Origin of the sequence: Myroides sp. 1354 (assembly GCF_030324495.1) — a bacterium.
GTDB lineage: Bacteria > Bacteroidota > Bacteroidia > Flavobacteriales > Flavobacteriaceae > Flavobacterium.
This window is the reverse complement of the sequence record NZ_JACAGN010000005.1, coordinates 141,367-158,024: the sequence shown is the minus strand read 5'-3', so window position 1 is coordinate 158,024 and position 16,658 is coordinate 141,367. Positions and strand designations below refer to the sequence as shown.

General features: G+C 34.5%; 14 protein-coding genes and 1 pseudogene. 5 read left to right on the top strand and 10 right to left on the bottom strand.

Features of this window, described 5'->3' with window-relative positions; all coding sequences use genetic code 11:
* Nucleotides 1-47: 47 nt before the first annotated feature.
* Nucleotides 48-231, top strand: a pseudogene (locus HX004_RS07555) (DUF2400 family protein); the annotation flags it as partial.
* Between the two features lie 34 nt (nt 232-265).
* Here HX004_RS07555 and HX004_RS07550 read toward each other — a convergent pair.
* Nucleotides 266-2,062, bottom strand: coding sequence for a T9SS type B sorting domain-containing protein (locus HX004_RS07550; RefSeq protein WP_286441802.1), 1,797 nt, complete (start codon nt 2,060-2,062; stop codon nt 266-268).
* Nucleotides 2,063-2,371: 309 nt separating this feature from the next.
* On the opposite strand from HX004_RS07550, the gene HX004_RS07545 reads away from it, so the two are divergent.
* A complete protein-coding gene (locus HX004_RS07545; protein WP_286441801.1) occupies nt 2,372-2,941 on the top strand; it encodes a hypothetical protein in 570 nt (189 codons plus the stop codon).
* A gap of 307 nt (nt 2,942-3,248) precedes the next feature.
* On the opposite strand, the gene HX004_RS07540 is transcribed toward HX004_RS07545, so the two are convergent.
* Genes HX004_RS07540 through HX004_RS07530 form a run of 3 tightly spaced genes read right to left on the bottom strand, consistent with a single transcriptional unit; the run spans nt 3,249 to nt 6,770 of the window.
* Nucleotides 3,249-4,166 carry a Ppx/GppA phosphatase family protein gene (locus tag HX004_RS07540; protein WP_286441800.1) on the bottom strand — a complete coding sequence of 306 codons (918 nt, stop codon included), beginning with the start codon at nt 4,164-4,166 and terminating at the stop codon, nt 3,249-3,251.
* Between the two features lie 3 nt (nt 4,167-4,169).
* A complete protein-coding gene (gene ppk1, locus HX004_RS07535) occupies nt 4,170-6,278 on the bottom strand; it encodes a polyphosphate kinase 1 (protein ID WP_286441799.1) in 2,109 nt (702 codons plus the stop codon).
* A 3-nt stretch (nt 6,279-6,281) separates the two neighbouring features.
* A complete protein-coding gene (locus tag HX004_RS07530) occupies nt 6,282-6,770 on the bottom strand; it encodes a SixA phosphatase family protein (RefSeq protein ID WP_286441798.1) in 489 nt (162 codons plus the stop codon).
* Between the two features lie 163 nt (nt 6,771-6,933).
* Between HX004_RS07530 and HX004_RS07525 the strand changes: the two genes are divergently transcribed.
* Nucleotides 6,934-7,491, top strand: a complete 558-nt coding sequence (locus HX004_RS07525; RefSeq protein ID WP_286441796.1) for a DUF4199 domain-containing protein — start codon at nt 6,934-6,936, stop codon at nt 7,489-7,491.
* 18 nt (nt 7,492-7,509) lie between these two features.
* The gene (gene kdsA / locus HX004_RS07520) at nt 7,510-8,328 is read left to right on the top strand and encodes a 3-deoxy-8-phosphooctulonate synthase (protein ID WP_286441794.1); all 819 of its coding nucleotides are present in this window, start codon (nt 7,510-7,512) and stop codon (nt 8,326-8,328) included.
* Between the two features lie 43 nt (nt 8,329-8,371).
* On the opposite strand, the gene HX004_RS07515 is transcribed toward kdsA, so the two are convergent.
* The 6 genes from HX004_RS07515 to HX004_RS07490 form a co-directional block, all read right to left on the bottom strand.
* Complete coding sequence (locus HX004_RS07515; protein ID WP_286441792.1) at nt 8,372-10,822, bottom strand: tetratricopeptide repeat protein; 2,451 nt, start codon at nt 10,820-10,822, stop codon at nt 8,372-8,374.
* A 111-nt stretch (nt 10,823-10,933) separates the two neighbouring features.
* A complete protein-coding gene (locus HX004_RS07510; RefSeq protein WP_286441791.1) occupies nt 10,934-11,506 on the bottom strand; it encodes a hypothetical protein in 573 nt (190 codons plus the stop codon).
* A gap of 169 nt (nt 11,507-11,675) precedes the next feature.
* Nucleotides 11,676-12,617: a siderophore ABC transporter substrate-binding protein gene (locus HX004_RS07505; protein WP_286441789.1), complete on the bottom strand. Its 942-nt coding sequence runs from the start codon at nt 12,615-12,617 to the stop codon at nt 11,676-11,678.
* 17 nt (nt 12,618-12,634) lie between these two features.
* Nucleotides 12,635-13,393, bottom strand: a complete 759-nt coding sequence (locus tag HX004_RS07500; RefSeq protein ID WP_286441788.1) for an iron ABC transporter ATP-binding protein — start codon at nt 13,391-13,393, stop codon at nt 12,635-12,637.
* Entirely contained in the window at nt 13,390-14,337 is a 948-nt protein-coding gene (locus HX004_RS07495) for an iron chelate uptake ABC transporter family permease subunit (RefSeq protein ID WP_286441786.1), read from the bottom strand. The genes HX004_RS07500 and HX004_RS07495 overlap by 4 nt, the downstream gene beginning before the upstream one ends.
* Nucleotides 14,330-15,280, bottom strand: a complete 951-nt coding sequence (locus HX004_RS07490; RefSeq protein WP_286441785.1) for an ABC transporter permease — start codon at nt 15,278-15,280, stop codon at nt 14,330-14,332. Before HX004_RS07490 ends, HX004_RS07495 begins: the two co-directional genes overlap by 8 nt.
* A 417-nt stretch (nt 15,281-15,697) precedes the next feature.
* On the opposite strand from HX004_RS07490, the gene HX004_RS07485 reads away from it, so the two are divergent.
* The gene (locus HX004_RS07485; RefSeq protein ID WP_286441783.1) at nt 15,698-16,561 is read left to right on the top strand and encodes a hypothetical protein; all 864 of its coding nucleotides are present in this window, start codon (nt 15,698-15,700) and stop codon (nt 16,559-16,561) included.
* The last annotated feature ends 97 nt before the right edge of the window (nt 16,562-16,658 follow it).

The window sequence follows — 16,658 nt, the reverse complement described above, 5'->3', positions numbered from 1 at the left end:
TTCATATCCTCACTTTTATCTATATCCTTTTAATTATGCTGTTCTATATGTACCTGAGATGGATGGTCCAAAACGACAATGCAGGTGTAGAGTTTGGTATCTGGAAAGGTGTACCTCCTAGTGAATTATCTTGTCCTTTGGATGTATACGGCTTTACGTGAATTAGATCCTATTGATCCCGTAAAATATGATTTTATACTGTTTGGATTGGGTGCCATTGAGAAATTTTGATGATTGTTGGTCGTTTATTGAACAAACAAATCTCTCAATACATCAACTGTACCCAACCTGTAAATACCTCTCCTCTATTGGTTACAATCTGATAAAAATACGTTCCACTAGGCAATAGTGTATTACTTGAATTTGTTTGTCCAAACCATTCATTTTGGTAATTTTTCTTATTGTATACTTTCATCCCATAACGATTGAAAATCTGAAGAGAAACTCCTCCAAAATGGCTGATATCAAAGGTGTCATTTAATCCATCACCCTGAGGGGAAATTCCTTTGGGAATTAAACAAAGATTTTTGTTTTCAATTTCTATTGTATTGGTGGTAACACAACCTGAAGGATTAGTCATGCTTACTGTCACTTTATTTTGATTGTCATGTAATAGATTCACATATTTCGACAACTGAATCGTTGGTAATGATTCATCAATCGCTATCCCGTTAATCTGCCACTGAAATTGATGTTCTAAATTTGGATGAACGACTTCAACATAAAGCTCATTTTTGGCACAATAGGAATTTAATAAAGGAGTATCTATTCGTTTAACTTCTACTGTTGTTTTTATAGGTAAAGCACAAGCATGTCCTACTGGTGTAAAAGTGTACGTCGTTGTTTGCTTGTTGTCAACAGCAGGTGTCCAAGTACCAGAAATTCCATTATTCGATACGTTTGGTAAAACCAACGGATTGCCTTCACAGATAAAAGAGGCAAGGGTAAACTCAGGCGTCAGTATATCAACTACTTCTATGGTAATAGAAGTTTCTGACGCACAAGATCCAACTTCAGGAGTGAACGTATATGTCGTTGTTTGTTGATTATTAATCTCAGGTGACCAAGTACCTCTTATTCCATTTTCTGAAACATTGGGTAAAGTAAAAATTGTTCCTTTACAAATAAGAGTAGGAATATCAAAAATAGGCTCAATATGAGGTTCAATAATTTCAACAGTTAATGATACTTGCTCTAACTCAGGATTATCGGGTGTAAAGGTATAAGTTGTGGTTTCTTGATTGTTAATAGAGGGAGACCAAGTACCTGAGTAACCATTATCTGACACTTCAGGTAAAGTAAAAATAGCTCCTTTACAAAAGGGACCTATGGGCTGAAAGGATGGTGTTAAATCTATAATTTCAATATCATCAATAAAATAGTACGAAATATTTACTGTACCTATCTGTTCTACTGTTGTTTCTGATGCCAAAAAAAAATTAGTTAAAATAAAGTAAGTAAGTCCTGAAGTTTGAGGAGTAAATTCCAATTCTATCAAACTCCAATTCTGAGTATCTCTGATTACACCTGTATAATTTACATCTACATCTCCTCTCGTTATTAACTCTGTTCTTTCACTATAAGAATGCTCAAAAAACTTTATACCAAAATTATTTGATGCAACACCACTAATCATACGACTTAATAATACGTATAATCGAATACGATAACGATGACCTTGAAGTAAAGGAGTACTTAATCGCCCCTCAATAGCTTCTGCCATAGGAAATTCGGCTGTATTTGTGGTTAATTCGGAACTAACATACATCGCCATACCAACCATACTACTTCCTGTTCGTGGCAGTTGAAGGTTAACATTACCTCTATATGGATTATTCTGACAAGATATAGGCAAACTAAAATGATAAATATCTGGAGTAGGAATAGGAGCTTTCCAATTATTTATAGCATTTTCGAATTGTTGAGAACTTTGATAAGAATCACATTGTAAAGCTTCCTCATTCACATCTTCAAAACTAGGATTAAGTACTAAATTTTGTTGTCCGTATAAGGCATTCATACAAAAACAAAAGAAAACAACGACGCAAGCAAAATATCTCATAAGTTCCTGATTTAATAGGTAAGCTATAAATATATCTTAATTTTAACAAAAATGAAATCAATTTTTATTTATTATTTTCTTTTTAAGTTATGCCTCCCTAATTAACCACTTCTAAATGTACCTAAGATAGAAGATGCACCAAGACACCGTCGGTGTTGATTTCGGTATCTGGAATGTCATCTCTCCAAGTGAGTTATGCTATTATTATCTACTATAAAAAAGCTGTAACCTATAACTCGTTTCAATACACTTGTCATTTAAATTTAAATGAAAAACAAAAAGCATTAAAAATCTTCTTATATTTAAATTATGATACACAAAATATTAACCACCCTGATAGTACTTATTCCTTTTTGGAATTATGCTCAAAATTACAACTTATCTAGCCTTGTTAAGCCTGAAAGTACTTTATATCTTGGGAATTATGCAAAAAATAGTAGAACCCATATTTCTTACCAAGGGGTTTTGAAAGGTGAAATGTTATATAACAACCAGCTAATTAAACTTGATTCCTTTTATATTCGGAACAATATCATTCGTGATAAAATACATACTTTAGAATATAACTTACGCAATACTAAATTAAAGCAAATATCATTTTCTAATACAGCAGGTCAAAGCTTAAAACTTCTTAGAATATTTCCTAAAAGAGAGAGTATGTATAGAGAACTATGGCATGATGACCAGATTATTATCTATGATAATTACTTAATTTTTGATACTTCAATCATTGATAAATATAATATAGTAGTTTATTATAAAGGTGAATACTATACTATACCTAAAAATAAAAAAAGAAGGCAAAGAGTTATCGAAAATACATTTAATGATCTTAATGTAAAAAACACAATAGAAAGTTGGTGTATAAACAATATGTAGTAGTAGTATTCTGCATGTACCCCTTCTTTATATACATCCAGTAAAATACAATTTTATACTGTTTGGCTTGGGAACGATTGAGAAATTTTAATACTGGTTTGTGCTTTGTGAGGTTAACCTCGTCGAGTTTCTATTTGTTTTGAAGTTCGATGAATCTACGCTACGATTTGTGCTTTATAAAGAATTTACAACTTCACAAAGGGCAAAGAACAAATCTCACAAAGAACAAATCTCACAAAGAACAAATCTCACAAAGAACAAACCTCACAAAGAACAAACCTCACAAAGAACAAACCTCACTCCCTTACTAATACACGATGGTTTGATAATCCAATGGAATTTTACCGAAGTAAATTGCCTTGACAATTCCATCGGATACTCCTATTTTAGGTACATAAATTTGTTTTGCTCCACTGGATTTCATCGCAAAGGTATAAATTCGCAAAGCAGGAATGATTACATCCGCACGATCGGGATTTAAACCTAAAATAGCAATGCGCTCATCGTAAGTCATTTCAGTCAACTTCGTCAATTGCTGATTTAGATAACTATAGGACAAGGGTTTATCCTGGCTTTTTCCAGACATTTTAAAAGCTTTATTGATATTTCCTCCAGATCCAATTACAATTAAATCGTGGAGGTCTTTGGTTTCTTCTTTAACCCAAGTTTGAATGTCATTCCACACACTTTTAGAAACCATATCGTTTAGCAAACGAACCGTTCCATTGCGAAAAGATTTAGAAGCCAATGGCACTCCTTCTTTGAAAATAGTAAACTCAGAACTCCCCCCTCCTACGTCGACAAACATTACATTCTTCGTTTGGTTAATGAAGTTTTTCAAATCCGTAGAAGCAATAATCATCGCCTCTTTTTCACCATCGATGATATTGATTTTAATCTTGGATGCGGCCAAAACAGCTTCAGCCACTTCTTGTCCATTATCCGCTTCACGCATCGCACTTGTAGCACAAGCCATAAAGCGCTCTACTTTATTAACGCGCATCAACAAGTAAAAAGCTTGCATGGCTTCAATCATACGCAGTTTTGACTCACTGCTGATTTCACCTTGGGTAAACACATCTTGCCCTAAACGAATAGGAACGCGAATTAATGAACTCTTATTGAAAACAGGATCATGCCCTTTGGTTTCTACAATATTCATTATCAACAAACGCATAGCATTGGAGCCAATATCGATTGCTGCATATTTCTTTATCTTTAACATGGATTATCCTTTTAGTTTGTTTTGGTAATAACGATACATTTCTTTTTGTGATTGAAAATCAGCCTCTCCATTCTTATCTCTGTATTTATTGGATAAGTCTCCTGATTGAATACGCGTTTTAATATTGCCCTTCCACCCAATTTCAAAAGTTTCAATCAATTCTTGTTTGATGCGATCATCGTAAATCGGACAAGTAACTTCTACGCGTTCATCTAAATTTCGCGTCATAAAATCTGCTGAAGAAATGTAAACTTCTGGATTATTGTTGTTGCCAAAAATATAGATACGCGAATGCTCTAAGAAACGATCAACTACACTAATGGCCTCGATATTTTCACTCATTCCAGGGATACCAGGCACTAAACAGCAGATGCCTCGAATATTTAACTGCACTTTCACTCCCACATTACTTGCTTCATACAAGCGATCTACCATTCTTAAATCAGATAAACTATTCATCTTTAATCGAATGGATGCAGGCAATCCATTTTTGGCATTGCGAATCTCTCGATCAATCAATTTATAAAAGCCCGATCGCGTATAGTGAGGAGATACCAATAAGTGTTTATACTTGTGGACGCGGTAATTCACTTGTAAAAATTCAAATACCTTTGATACATCTTTCATAATCTGATTATGAGACGTTAACAAAGTTACATCGGTGTATATTTTAGCCGAACTTTCATTGAAGTTTCCGGTGGATACAAATCCGTATCGTTTGATTTTTTTATTTTCTAATCGTTCAATCACACAGATTTTACTGTGTACTTTGAGTCCTTTTACTCCAAAAATTAACTGCACTCCTTCGGATTGCATCAATTCAGAATAATAGATATTACTCGCTTCATCAAAGCGTGCTTGCAATTCAATTTGTGCAATTACCTTTTTGCCATTTTTCACTGCATTGATTAAAGAACTAATAATCTGAGAGTTCTTAGCCAAGCGATAAAGCGTAATTTTAATAGACAACACTTGTGGATCCAAAGCGGCCTCGCGCAAGAGTCGAACCAAATAAGAAAACGACTGATAAGGTGTATAGATTAAGTAATCTTTCTTTTGCAATTGTTGAATGATACTGTCTTCCATATCTAAATCACGTACGGCTGCAGGGATTTGTTTTGGATAGGCTAAATCTGATCTTCCCATGGTTGGAAAGCTCATATAATCGCGTCTATTGTGATAGCGTCCACCTGGAATGATACTGTCATTCATTTCAATTTCAACATTCTCAAGTAAATAGTCCAATAAATCTTGATCCATTTCTTGATCGTATACGAAACGCACAATTTCTCCTTCCTTTCGATCTCGTACTCCACTGGAGATTTTCTCAACGAAAGATTTGTGTAAGTCCGTATCTACACCCAATTCTGCATCACGGGTAATTTTAATCATAAAAGCCTTTTCTGCTTTATAATCAAAAATGCTAAAAATAGAAGATAGATTATCTCGGATTATATCGTCAATTAGGATGATGTATTTTTTATCATCATCAGAAGGTAATTCTACAAATCGATTGACAATATTGGGAATTTCAATAATGGCGTAACGCGTTCCTTTTTCGCGTTTATTCGCTTTACTTCTCTTGCTTCTCAATGCTTCATCTACTTCGAGTTTAACTGCTAAGTAGCCGTGTGTATCTCTCAACAAGGGAAAAGGGGCTAAATCACTTAAGATAACCGTTACCAAGTCATGAGATAGCGTATGTAAAAAATAATCTTTGACAAAAGCTTTTTGCTTCTCATTGATTGTATTTTCATTGAGTATGAATATTTTCTCCGCTTCTAATTGTTTTTCAATTTCCGCCAAAATACGCAAACTCTCGCTTTGCAAAACAATAACGCGATTCGTGATTTGCGTCAATAAATCTTTAACGACTACTCCACTTCCCAAGCGGCGATTGCTTTCACCTGTCAAAACCATACGGCGAATAGTAGCATAGCGCACCCGGAAGAACTCATCTAAATTATTAGAGAAGATTCCGATAAAACGCAAGCGTTCCAATAAAGGAACGGTTACATCTCCAGCTTCTTGTAAAACTCTTTCGTTAAAAGCCAACCAGCTTTTCTCACGATCAACATAATAATATTTAGGTGGTACAGTAGTTGTATTCATTTCTTATTTTAAATCTCTAGGAAAAACTTTACTTATTACAGTTCCGTTTTTAATCTCTTTCCAATCATCTTGGGGAAAGTCCATCACTATGACTCCCGATGTTGGTACATTATCAATCGAAACCATACCAAATTTATTAACAAAATCCGTGATAGCATCATTATGTCCGAAAATAATCAGCGCGTTGTGTGTATTTTCACATTTTTTTATCGTTCGCGCCAATTTCTTGACATCAAAAGTATAAATATCTTCTTTTTCAATAACATAAGTTGGATTGATATCTAAGTTTTGACAAAAAAGAGCAGCCGTTTGTTTGGCTCTTTGAGCGGTACTCGTCCATACGATAAAGCGTTCGGGTAAGAGTGAACCAATTGCCTGAGAAACTAAAAGTGCATCTTGCACCCCACGATCCTTGGAGATCGGTCTATTTTTATCTTCTGTAATAGCCTCCCAGCATGATTTTGCGTGTCGAATTAAAATAAGCGTTTTCATAACTAATTATTTTTTTCACTACAATAATTTACAAAATAGTGGTTATTTTATTTTCTTTTTTCATACTTCCTATTAAATCTAAGAAAAAAAATTAGAAAAAAATATATTTTAAGCTATAAAATAAAAACTTTACTTTTGAAGTATTATACTTTAAGCTAATACAATGAAAAAATTCTCTATTGAATTCAAATGGGCTGCCTTGGCAACCTTGGCAGCATTAATTTGGATGTTTATAGGAAAATCGATGGGATTCCACACAGAAAAAGTGCGTTTTGAAGTACTGCTAGAAATGCTATTTAGTTTTTTACTGTTCATTTTTTACTGGTTGGGAATCCGACAAAAAAAGCGTGAATACTACAATAATGTCATTCAATGGCAACAAGCGTTTATGACGGGTTTAGTCATGTGTATTATGATTACGTTGTTCTTCCCTATTGTTCAATTCATCACATTCAATCAAGTGAGTCCACATTTCATGGAGACGCTAGAACAAGCTTTGATTAATGAAGCAAAAATGACACCTGAAGAAGCTTTACAGAACGCTTCTTTTGACTTATTTTTAAGAAATGGAGTGATGAATAATCTCTCATTTGGTATTATCTTTACTACTATTATTTCGTACTTTTTAAAAACTAAAAATTACGATCAACTAAAAGCCGCTGCAAAGAAACCAGAGATGGTAAAAGTGAAAAAGCAAAAGGGCAAAACAAAACGAAAATAACACGATAAAAACAACACTATGGATATCAGAACTATACCTCTAATAAAAAATACAGAAGCAGATAATTTCTTTTTACTGGCTGGACCATGTGCCATTGAAAGTGAAGAAATGGCCATGCGCATTGCAGAACACATCATTAAAGTGACGGATAAATTGAAAATTCCTTACGTATTTAAAGGATCTTTCAAAAAAGCAAACCGTTCAAGAATTGATAGTTTCACTGGAATTGGGGATGAAAAAGCATTGAAAATACTAGCCAAAGTTGGAAAAGAATTTGGTGTACCAACGGTTACAGATATACACGAATCTTCTGATGCAGCTTTAGCGGCTGAATATGTAGATATTTTACAAATCCCTGCTTTCTTAGTTCGCCAGACTGATTTAGTCGTTGCAGCAGCTAATACAGGTAAAATAGTCAACTTGAAAAAAGGACAATTTATGAGTCCTGAGAGCATGAAACACGCCGTACAAAAAGTATTGGATTGCCATAACGAAGGGGTTATGGTTACGGATCGTGGAACCATGTTTGGTTACCAAGATATGATTGTGGATTACAGAGGAATTCCTGCTATGCAACAATTTGCGACTACTGTTTTAGATATTACCCACTCTTTACAACAACCGAATCAATCGAGTGGTGTAACAGGTGGTCGTCCAGACTTAATTGAAACTGTAGCGAAAGCGGGAATCGCAGTGGGTGTAGATGGAATTTTCTTAGAAACACATTTCAACCCAGCAGAAGCAAAAAGTGATGGTGCAAATATGTTGCACTTGGATTACTTCGAAGACTTAATGACAAAATTAGTCGCTATTAGACAAACGGTTCGCCAGTTCTAATCTCAACGACACAAAAGAGGATGCCCAAAGCATCCTCTTTTTTTTATACTTCTATCTCATTGACATGGGCGTAAGCTACAATTCGTTGATAGTCTTCTTCATTTTGAAACTTAGAATGCTCTTTGTAATAGTACAACAAGCGTTCTACAGCATGGAAATAGCTCGAGTGCTCGATGGCTTGCTCATAATGTTCAACAGCTTTCTTGTCACTTTGTTTTACACCATACCCATGATCATACAAAATACCGTAATAGATGTGAATATACGGTTGGTATTTGTTGCGTCTTAAGTACTTTAATACTTGTTCAAAATCACTTCTCTGATAGTAAATTTCGATAAGGTTTTGAGCATAACCTCCATAATATTTTTCCGATAACACATAGTAAGACAAGGCTTTATCGTAATCTTGTACCACATGTTGTCCGTAGAAATACAAATCACCTAAGTTTTGATTGGCCCAAACACATCCCAATTCAACGGCTTTCTCATACGCTTGAATCATCGCCTCAAAATCGTAGGCATAACCAATTGCATTTTGGTATAAATAACCAATAGTATTCCATGCATCTGCGTATTCTTGCTCCGCAGCAGCTTCTAAATAAGCAATTCCTTGCGCTATAGCTGTCCATGCATTTTCATCGGTATAGATGACTCCCAACTCATACAACATACGCGGATCTTTGCGTTCCGCTCCACGTGTGAAATACTTGATAGCTGAAATCCAATCTTCCTCATCTCTGGCAGCAATTCCACGTCTATATAACGTATCTACATCAAAATACGCCTCATACTGATCGCCCATTCGCTGCGTCCAAGCTTCGTAAAACGAGGTAAAAAAAGCTAAATCTTTGCCGCGTAAATTATAGCGTTGTTCGTATAATTGCCCCATTTGCTCGTTGCTAATCTCCAAGCGATTTCCTTCAACATCCAGGTAATACAGTGTAGTTCCTTGAAACAAACACAACCGCTGTGTATGATAATCAATAGGTTCGCATAGATACGTATACAATTCACTTAAGCTATGTGTTTGATAATCGTAATAACGCATGCCTTGTTTTTGCGTCACTTGTAACAACAACTGATTGACATGTTCTATTTTTAAATTATCCTGTTGGGGTTCAATTAACCAACGACTGGATGCGGTATGGTACAACCCATATCCTTTTTCCGTTTGAATCACATAGGCATCATGCATATAATTACACAAATAGTTCGCATGGATTTTGGCAATTACCACATGGGTTAGTATATTCTTTTGTTCTTTGCAATCAAATAACTTCCATTGCTTCTCTACTTTATAGGCAAAAGAAGCGTATGCTGGGAATAGCATTAGTTGGTCAATATCGGTCAGTATTGTTTCGCCAATGGGATTGATTACACTATTCTTTTTTTGATACTTATTGGGTTTAATCCAATAATATCCCAAGGGCAATTCTTCCAATACACCTTCCGGATATGCTCCGAGATATTGTCCCGTTACAGTGTAGTATTTTCGTTTTGCCGTTTGGGGTTGTTTCGCAAAAAATTTAATGGGATAATCAAGTTCAAATGCAGTTGCACTTACTTCTTCAATCAGGCGCTTTCCGGTATAATCGAGTAAATGATACTGTCCATCTTGTAAAACATTGTAATAAGGACCATACAACTGCTCAACTTCTTCATATTCTGGTGGAATCCCCCATTGATGCGTATCAATATGAAGGAGTCCTGTTTTTCCGTTTACACAAACAACTCCTACTTTGGTTTGATCAACAAGATAACCGTCAAAAGCATTCTCATATTCTAAGGGTACTAGCAATCTACCTTGATCATTGATATAGCCAAATTTACCTGCCTTTTCTACCACAGCGATATAGGCCTCACTAAAATCGTAAATGACATCATATATCGCTGGAGCAATAGTTACTCCATTTTTGTCTTTCAATCCATGTAAACCACCTTCCTGAAAAACAACACTACGCGTTTGTTTTACTCTACTTTCCTCCCAATAACCCAAACCATAGTGTACCCAATCGTGTTCCAAGGCTTCCAAAAAAGAAGTATACCCTGAAGCGTGAATTAAATCATCCAATACACCTATATTTTTTGTATCTATGGCTTTTTGATAAAGTTTCCATTTTTGTTGGATTTCTTCTACCCACTGTTTGGCTTGTTCTTTGGGTTTTTCTTCATTCATCGTAAATACATCACTTGCATCCACATAAAATGTATCATAGGGAAGATCAAAGAGAAACTCAAACATCAAAGACACCGCATCTGAAAAAGATTTATTGTCTTGTAACTGATACGTTTCGGTCAATACGTCATAGAAATTCGCCAATCGATTGACTCCTTCTTCTTTGTCAAAATACAGGGCTTTTCCCTTCACTCGAGCATTAGCGGATAAAAGTGGGGCTAGTAAATCTGGAATTACATAATTCCATTCTCCTAAATACCCTTCAAATACTTGATGGGTTTCACGGTCGATATTGTAGAGGTAAATGCGGTGTGCCATAGCTTTATTTTCAATCAAAAATAAAGCGAACCTCCTCTTTAAAAAACAAGGAACACATAAAAAACAAAAAAATCACTAGAATTAGGTAGATTCACTCCGCGTTATCTTCTTTTATTTCAATTTAATCTCTTTAATCAGTGCATTCATGGGAATTACTTTGACTTCTTCTCCTTGAAGCAAGAAAATATAATCTGCAGTTTTTCCGATTAGGATTCCCTCTGTTCTACTATTATCTGCATAAATAACCCCGATGACATCTTGCTGAGCTATTGCACGTTTATAGCGTTTTGCATAGACATCTGCACCTAAAAATAAGTATAAGACAAAAAGCAGTATTCCCATACTAAGTTTTTGCTTGGTGTACCATTTCGAAGGATCTAAGTTAAACATCCACTTGGCATACGAAGAAGGATGTCTCTTTTGCCAAAACTGATCTACTTGATAAATGATAAGGGTGAGCAGCATTGTTCCAATTGTAAACAGTAAAATCATAAAATCTCCAAAGGGAGCTATTAAGAAATCAAATAAACCTGCATAATCAAAGATATTGATTTCAAATAGAATAAATTTCTTGTAGTTAAATAACATACCAATACCAACCGCTACTAAATAAGCAATAGTTAAAAGCGTTTGAACATCTTTGAACAAACGCTTGAGTATTGTATTTACAAATTGATTCTCCATAAATATTGAAATAGCTCAAAACGGGTTTAATACACATCATTTCAAGTGCTAATGTAAATAAAAAAACAGTATTTTTTAACATGATATTTAGAAGAAAGAAAAAAAAACGAGCGAGTACCTATTGTGTACCCACTCGTTTTTACTGATTTGAAATTAACAACAACTTTACTTATTTTGTCACAGCATTTTCTACTTCATCAATCATCATTTTAATTGATTTTAATCCTCCACCTGATAGATACCAAGTTTCCGGATTTAAGAAAATGATTTTATCATTTTTATAGGCATTGGTTTGTTGCACTAAAGCATTAGCGAATTCTTCTTTACTCAAGGAAGCTCTTTTAATAGCAGCTCCACGGTCAATAACGAAAATATAATCTGGATTTAATTCTTTGATTAATTCATTTGAGATTACTTGTCCATGAGTAGCTACTTCGATTTTCTCATCTGCCGGTTTTAATCCGAATACATCGTGAATAATTCCAAAACGAGAACCTTTTCCGTATGAACTTAAACGACCTTCGTTAGCTAAAACGATTAAGCCTTTTTTATCTGATTTTTCTGTAATAGCTTTAATTTTAGCAATGCGCGCATCGATATCTTTCAATTCTTGCTCCACTTGCTCTTCTTTGCCGAATAATTTACCGATGATGCGTTGATTGTTTTTGAATGAATTCATATAATCTTTAGCATCAACATCTAAATTAATTGTTGGAGCAATTTTCTTAAACTCATCATACATAGCTGCCGTACGTCCAGCGATGATGATTAACTCTGTATCCGCGGCATTTACTTTTTCTGCATTCGGTTCTTTAATTCCTCCTACATTTTCGTATTCTGCTGCACTGTATTTTGCTAAATAAGCGGGTAAGTTTGAACCTGGTACTCCTTTCACAGGGATTCCCAATTCGTCAAACGTATCCAAAATACCATAGCTCAATACTACTGGATTTTTGGGATTTACTTTTACTTCAGACGTACCTGAAAGGTGATCAACAGTAAGAACTGCTGCTGTTTCAGTAGTTGAACTTTGTTCTTCATTTTTCGTTTCCTTACAAGAAACAAATAAAAAAACGGAGGCTGCTAAGCAGCTAATCATAAATTTACTCATAACGATGTTTTTATAAATTATTTAAAATAGACGCAAATTTTGTGGTCTCCATTGTCGATAATTTTCATATCGATATCGAAGACATCTTTCATTTTTTCTTCTGTAATCACTTCATTGGTTGGTCCGAAATACAGAATTTGATGATTTTTAACTGCCGCAATATAATCGGCATAGGCAGCAGCATAATTGATATCATGCACCACAATAACAATGGTTTTTTGGTATTTATCCGCTAATTCTCGAAGGGTTTTCATAATTTCGACGGAGTGTTTCATGTCGAGATTATTCAAAGGCTCATCTAACAATATATATTCTGTATCCTGTGCCAATACCATAGCAAGAAATGCGCGTTGGCGTTGTCCACCACTTAATTCATCGATGAACTGATTTTCAATATCTTTCAATCCCATGAATGTGATACTTTCTTCAATTTTTTGATGATCTTCTTTTTTGAGTCTACCCTTTGAATGAGGAAAGCGACCAAAGGAAACCAACTCCTTCACTGTCAGACGGATATTTGGACTATTGCTTTGCTTTAAAATAGCCAAACGCTGAGCGAAGTCTTCATTGGTATAATTTAAAACTTCTTTATTCAGCAAATTAATTTCTCCCTTATCTCGAGATACTAAACGACTGATGATAGATAAGAGGGTACTTTTTCCCGTGCCATTTCCTCCAATAAAACAAGAGATTTTCCCTTTGGGAAAACTTACACATACCTGATTTAGGATCAGTTTTTCACCATATGATTTGGATACTTGATTGACTTGAATCATACTTTATTACTTTTTAGCAGTAAATAGATAAAATACACCCCTCCTACGAAGTTGATGATTATACTTACTGTTGTGGTCAAATTAAACAAATGTTCTACGAGATATTGTGCTCCAATTACCGTGACAGAAGTCAATAAACAACACGTAAACACAACTAAGGCATGGTTGTTTTTTTTGACTAATTCATAGGTTAAATTGGCTACTAAAAGTCCTAAAAACGTAATAGGTCCTACTAAAGCAGTAGAAACAGCAACCATAATAGAAATAAAAATCAGATTCGCACGCACTACTTTGTGGTAGTTGACACCTAAACTAATGGCATTTTCACGTCCTAGACTAATGACGTCCAATTGTTTGAAATAGCGAATTCCATACAGCATCGTTCCAACGAGAATCACAGCTGCAATACCTAGAATTTTCAAATTAATGCGTTCAAACGAAGCAAACATGGCATTTTGTATGATACTAAATTCATTGGGATCAATAAGCAACATAATAAATGAAGCCCCACTTTTAAACAAAGTTCCTATTAAAAGTCCTACCAAAAGCAGCGTATACAATCCCTTACTCTCTCTTTTAAACACAGCGAAATACATGATAACTGCAAAAACCATCATCAATACGACCGACAAAGCAAAATTCCATTCAGATCCCAATACTTTAAACGTACGATCGCCATACCACAAAACGATGAGCGACTGCAACAACAAGAAAAAGGAGTCAAATCCCATAATAGATGGGGTTAAAATTCGATTGGCGGTTATGGTTTGAAAGATTACAGAAGAATAGCCTATGGCAAAAGACACCAGTAACATGGCTAAAACTTTATATCCTCTTCGCGGTAAAACATAATCTAATTTCGTTCCTGTAAACGTAAACATATAGATAGCCACACTAATTAATAAAGCAGCAACTAATACAGTAATTAATTTATTCTTAGGCATGCTTCGTCTTTTTTAGGATTAAATATAAAAACACGATTCCTCCAACAATACTAACAGTTAATCCGATTGGAACTTCATAAGGAGCAATGATTATACGGCTCAGTAAATCGCAAACCAATAAAAAGATAGCCCCTACTAAAGCAGTATAACTAATTGTTTTACGGAGATTATCACCAAAAATCAAGCTGACAATATTGGGAACAATCAAGCCTAGAAAGGGAATCACACCTGCTGTCAACACTACAACAGTTGAAGTTATAGAAACAAAGACTAGTCCGAGATACATGATTCGCTTGGGATTCAATCCCAAACTTGTTGCTGCATCCTCACCTAGTCCTACGATTGTAAATTTGTTGGCATAGAGATAACAGAGAATCACCACTAAAACACCCAGGTATAGAATTTCGTAATTTCCTTTTAAAATAGAAGAAAAATCCCCCATCATCCAGCCATCCATATTTTGAACGAGATTATATCGAAAAGCAAAAAAAGTAGCAATCGCACTCAGGATATTTCCAAAGACAATTCCGATTAATGGAATAAAAATTACATTCTGCACTTTGATTTTACTCGCCAAACGCAAAAAAACAATACTAGCGAGTAAGGCAATCGTAAAAGACAAGAGTGTTTTAAAAACAATTCCCCCATTGGGAAAGAGAATCATACTAAAGAGAATTCCCATTTTACAAGCATCCAAAGTTCCCATCGTCGTTGGAGAGACGAATTTGTTCAAGGAAATTTGTTGTACAATTAAACCGGAAATACTCATTCCTACCCCAGCAATTAACACTGCAATCGTACGCGGTACTCGACTCACAAAGATGACGAGTAACTCATCATGAGTCAAGCGATGCAAATCAAAAATTGAAATATCTTTTACCCCCACAAAAATGGACAAAACAGACAGCAGCAAGAGGATAAGAACTAACACAATTCTCAACATATATTGGCTTATTTTTATTTAGAATAAGATTAAATAAAAGCAAATATATAAAACTCAAGGGAGGAGAAAAAAATATTTTCCTTTTCTACACATGAAAAACAGCACTTTAGATTTTCATATTTTCAATAGGTTTACGGATAAATCCGAAACTCCTAAGTATTCTGTCCAATCTTACCGAATACCTAAACATCCACATCGGATTCTCAAGAATCCCATAAATTGTATAAAATTCACTTTTAATCTTCCTCAACCTCATCCTACTCCATAGTGTGCTACTCTCTTAAAAAACGATTAGTTAACTCTAAACAGCACTTCATACTTAAAAAAGGTCTGTCTAAAAAAGAAGCTTTTTTTGTTAAATTAATACTTTTAGCATACGAATGATTGAGCTATATTTGCGGCAAAATAAAAACAATTATGAACTATTTAATCAAATTAACCACTTTAGCAAGCTTTTTCTTATTTTTAGGAAGCTGTAACTCTGATGACGCTACCACACAACCTGAAAATAATACAAAATATCTCATTACCAAGGTACATTCTACCTCTTATGAAACTATAAAAATGGTCAATGGCAATGGTACACATATTGAACGTACACCAACCACTTACGTTGAGTTTCATCTAACTTATGACAAAAATGATCAATTAGAATCCCTTGCACAAGATTCTAGAACAATGAAAAACGAAGAAGTCGTGGCTAGTTTTCATCATATTTTTGACGTGAAATTAAATCAATCCAACCAATTGGATTCTTTACATATTCTTTTAAATGACAAAAAAATACAATCCGATTACTTTAAATATGAAAATAATTTAGTCGAAGAGTTTTCTACCTTTGGGATTTTGAAAATAGCATTAAAATACAATAACCAAAATCAATTCACTACTGGAATAGCTGATTTTATCAGACCTACTGGAAACAGTCAACCTTATACAGTAAATTACAAGTATAACACTAATAAACAACTAGTTGGATACAACTATATGGATTATAAATTGGAGTTAACTTATAACACTGGAAAAAATCCTTTTAGTCATTTACCCTTGGATTTAACTTCTTTTATTTTTGGTGAATTCGGTTATATTCCCCTTACTTATAAATTCCCTAATACAGTAGCTGATTATAAGATTACTAGTGATGCATCCACTACTTATTCTATTACATACAACTTTAATTCAGGAAATTATCCAACAGAGGCAACAGTATATAAAGGAAGTATTACACCTGAAAATATTGTTCAAGTTATAACGTACTCTTATCTTGAAAAAGCATTATAATCAAATAGCATTAAAATAAGCAAAAGCCCAATCTTAAGATTGGGCTTTTTTTAAGGCTATTACACCGCTCTCTTTGAACTCCTTTAATATTTCGTTT

Bases quoted from the DNA above. Each gene is read 5' to 3' on its own strand.
- HX004_RS07550 (WP_286441802.1), bottom strand. From the start codon at position 2,062: ATGAGATATTTTGCTTGCGTCGTTGTTTTCTTTTGTTTTTGTATGAAT.
- HX004_RS07545 (WP_286441801.1), top strand. From the start codon at position 2,372: ATGATACACAAAATATTAACCACCCTGATAGTACTTATTCCTTTTTGG.
- HX004_RS07540 (WP_286441800.1), bottom strand. From the start codon at position 4,166: ATGTTAAAGATAAAGAAATATGCAGCAATCGATATTGGCTCCAATGCT.
- ppk1 (WP_286441799.1), bottom strand. From the start codon at position 6,278: ATGAATACAACTACTGTACCACCTAAATATTATTATGTTGATCGTGAG.
- HX004_RS07530 (WP_286441798.1), bottom strand. From the start codon at position 6,770: ATGAAAACGCTTATTTTAATTCGACACGCAAAATCATGCTGGGAGGCT.
- HX004_RS07525 (WP_286441796.1), top strand. From the start codon at position 6,934: ATGAAAAAATTCTCTATTGAATTCAAATGGGCTGCCTTGGCAACCTTG.
- kdsA (WP_286441794.1), top strand. From the start codon at position 7,510: ATGGATATCAGAACTATACCTCTAATAAAAAATACAGAAGCAGATAAT.
- HX004_RS07515 (WP_286441792.1), bottom strand. From the start codon at position 10,822: ATGGCACACCGCATTTACCTCTACAATATCGACCGTGAAACCCATCAA.
- HX004_RS07510 (WP_286441791.1), bottom strand. From the start codon at position 11,506: ATGGAGAATCAATTTGTAAATACAATACTCAAGCGTTTGTTCAAAGAT.
- HX004_RS07505 (WP_286441789.1), bottom strand. From the start codon at position 12,617: ATGAGTAAATTTATGATTAGCTGCTTAGCAGCCTCCGTTTTTTTATTT.
- HX004_RS07500 (WP_286441788.1), bottom strand. From the start codon at position 13,393: ATGATTCAAGTCAATCAAGTATCCAAATCATATGGTGAAAAACTGATC.
- HX004_RS07495 (WP_286441786.1), bottom strand. From the start codon at position 14,337: ATGCCTAAGAATAAATTAATTACTGTATTAGTTGCTGCTTTATTAATT.
- HX004_RS07490 (WP_286441785.1), bottom strand. From the start codon at position 15,280: ATGTTGAGAATTGTGTTAGTTCTTATCCTCTTGCTGCTGTCTGTTTTG.
- HX004_RS07485 (WP_286441783.1), top strand. From the start codon at position 15,698: ATGAACTATTTAATCAAATTAACCACTTTAGCAAGCTTTTTCTTATTT.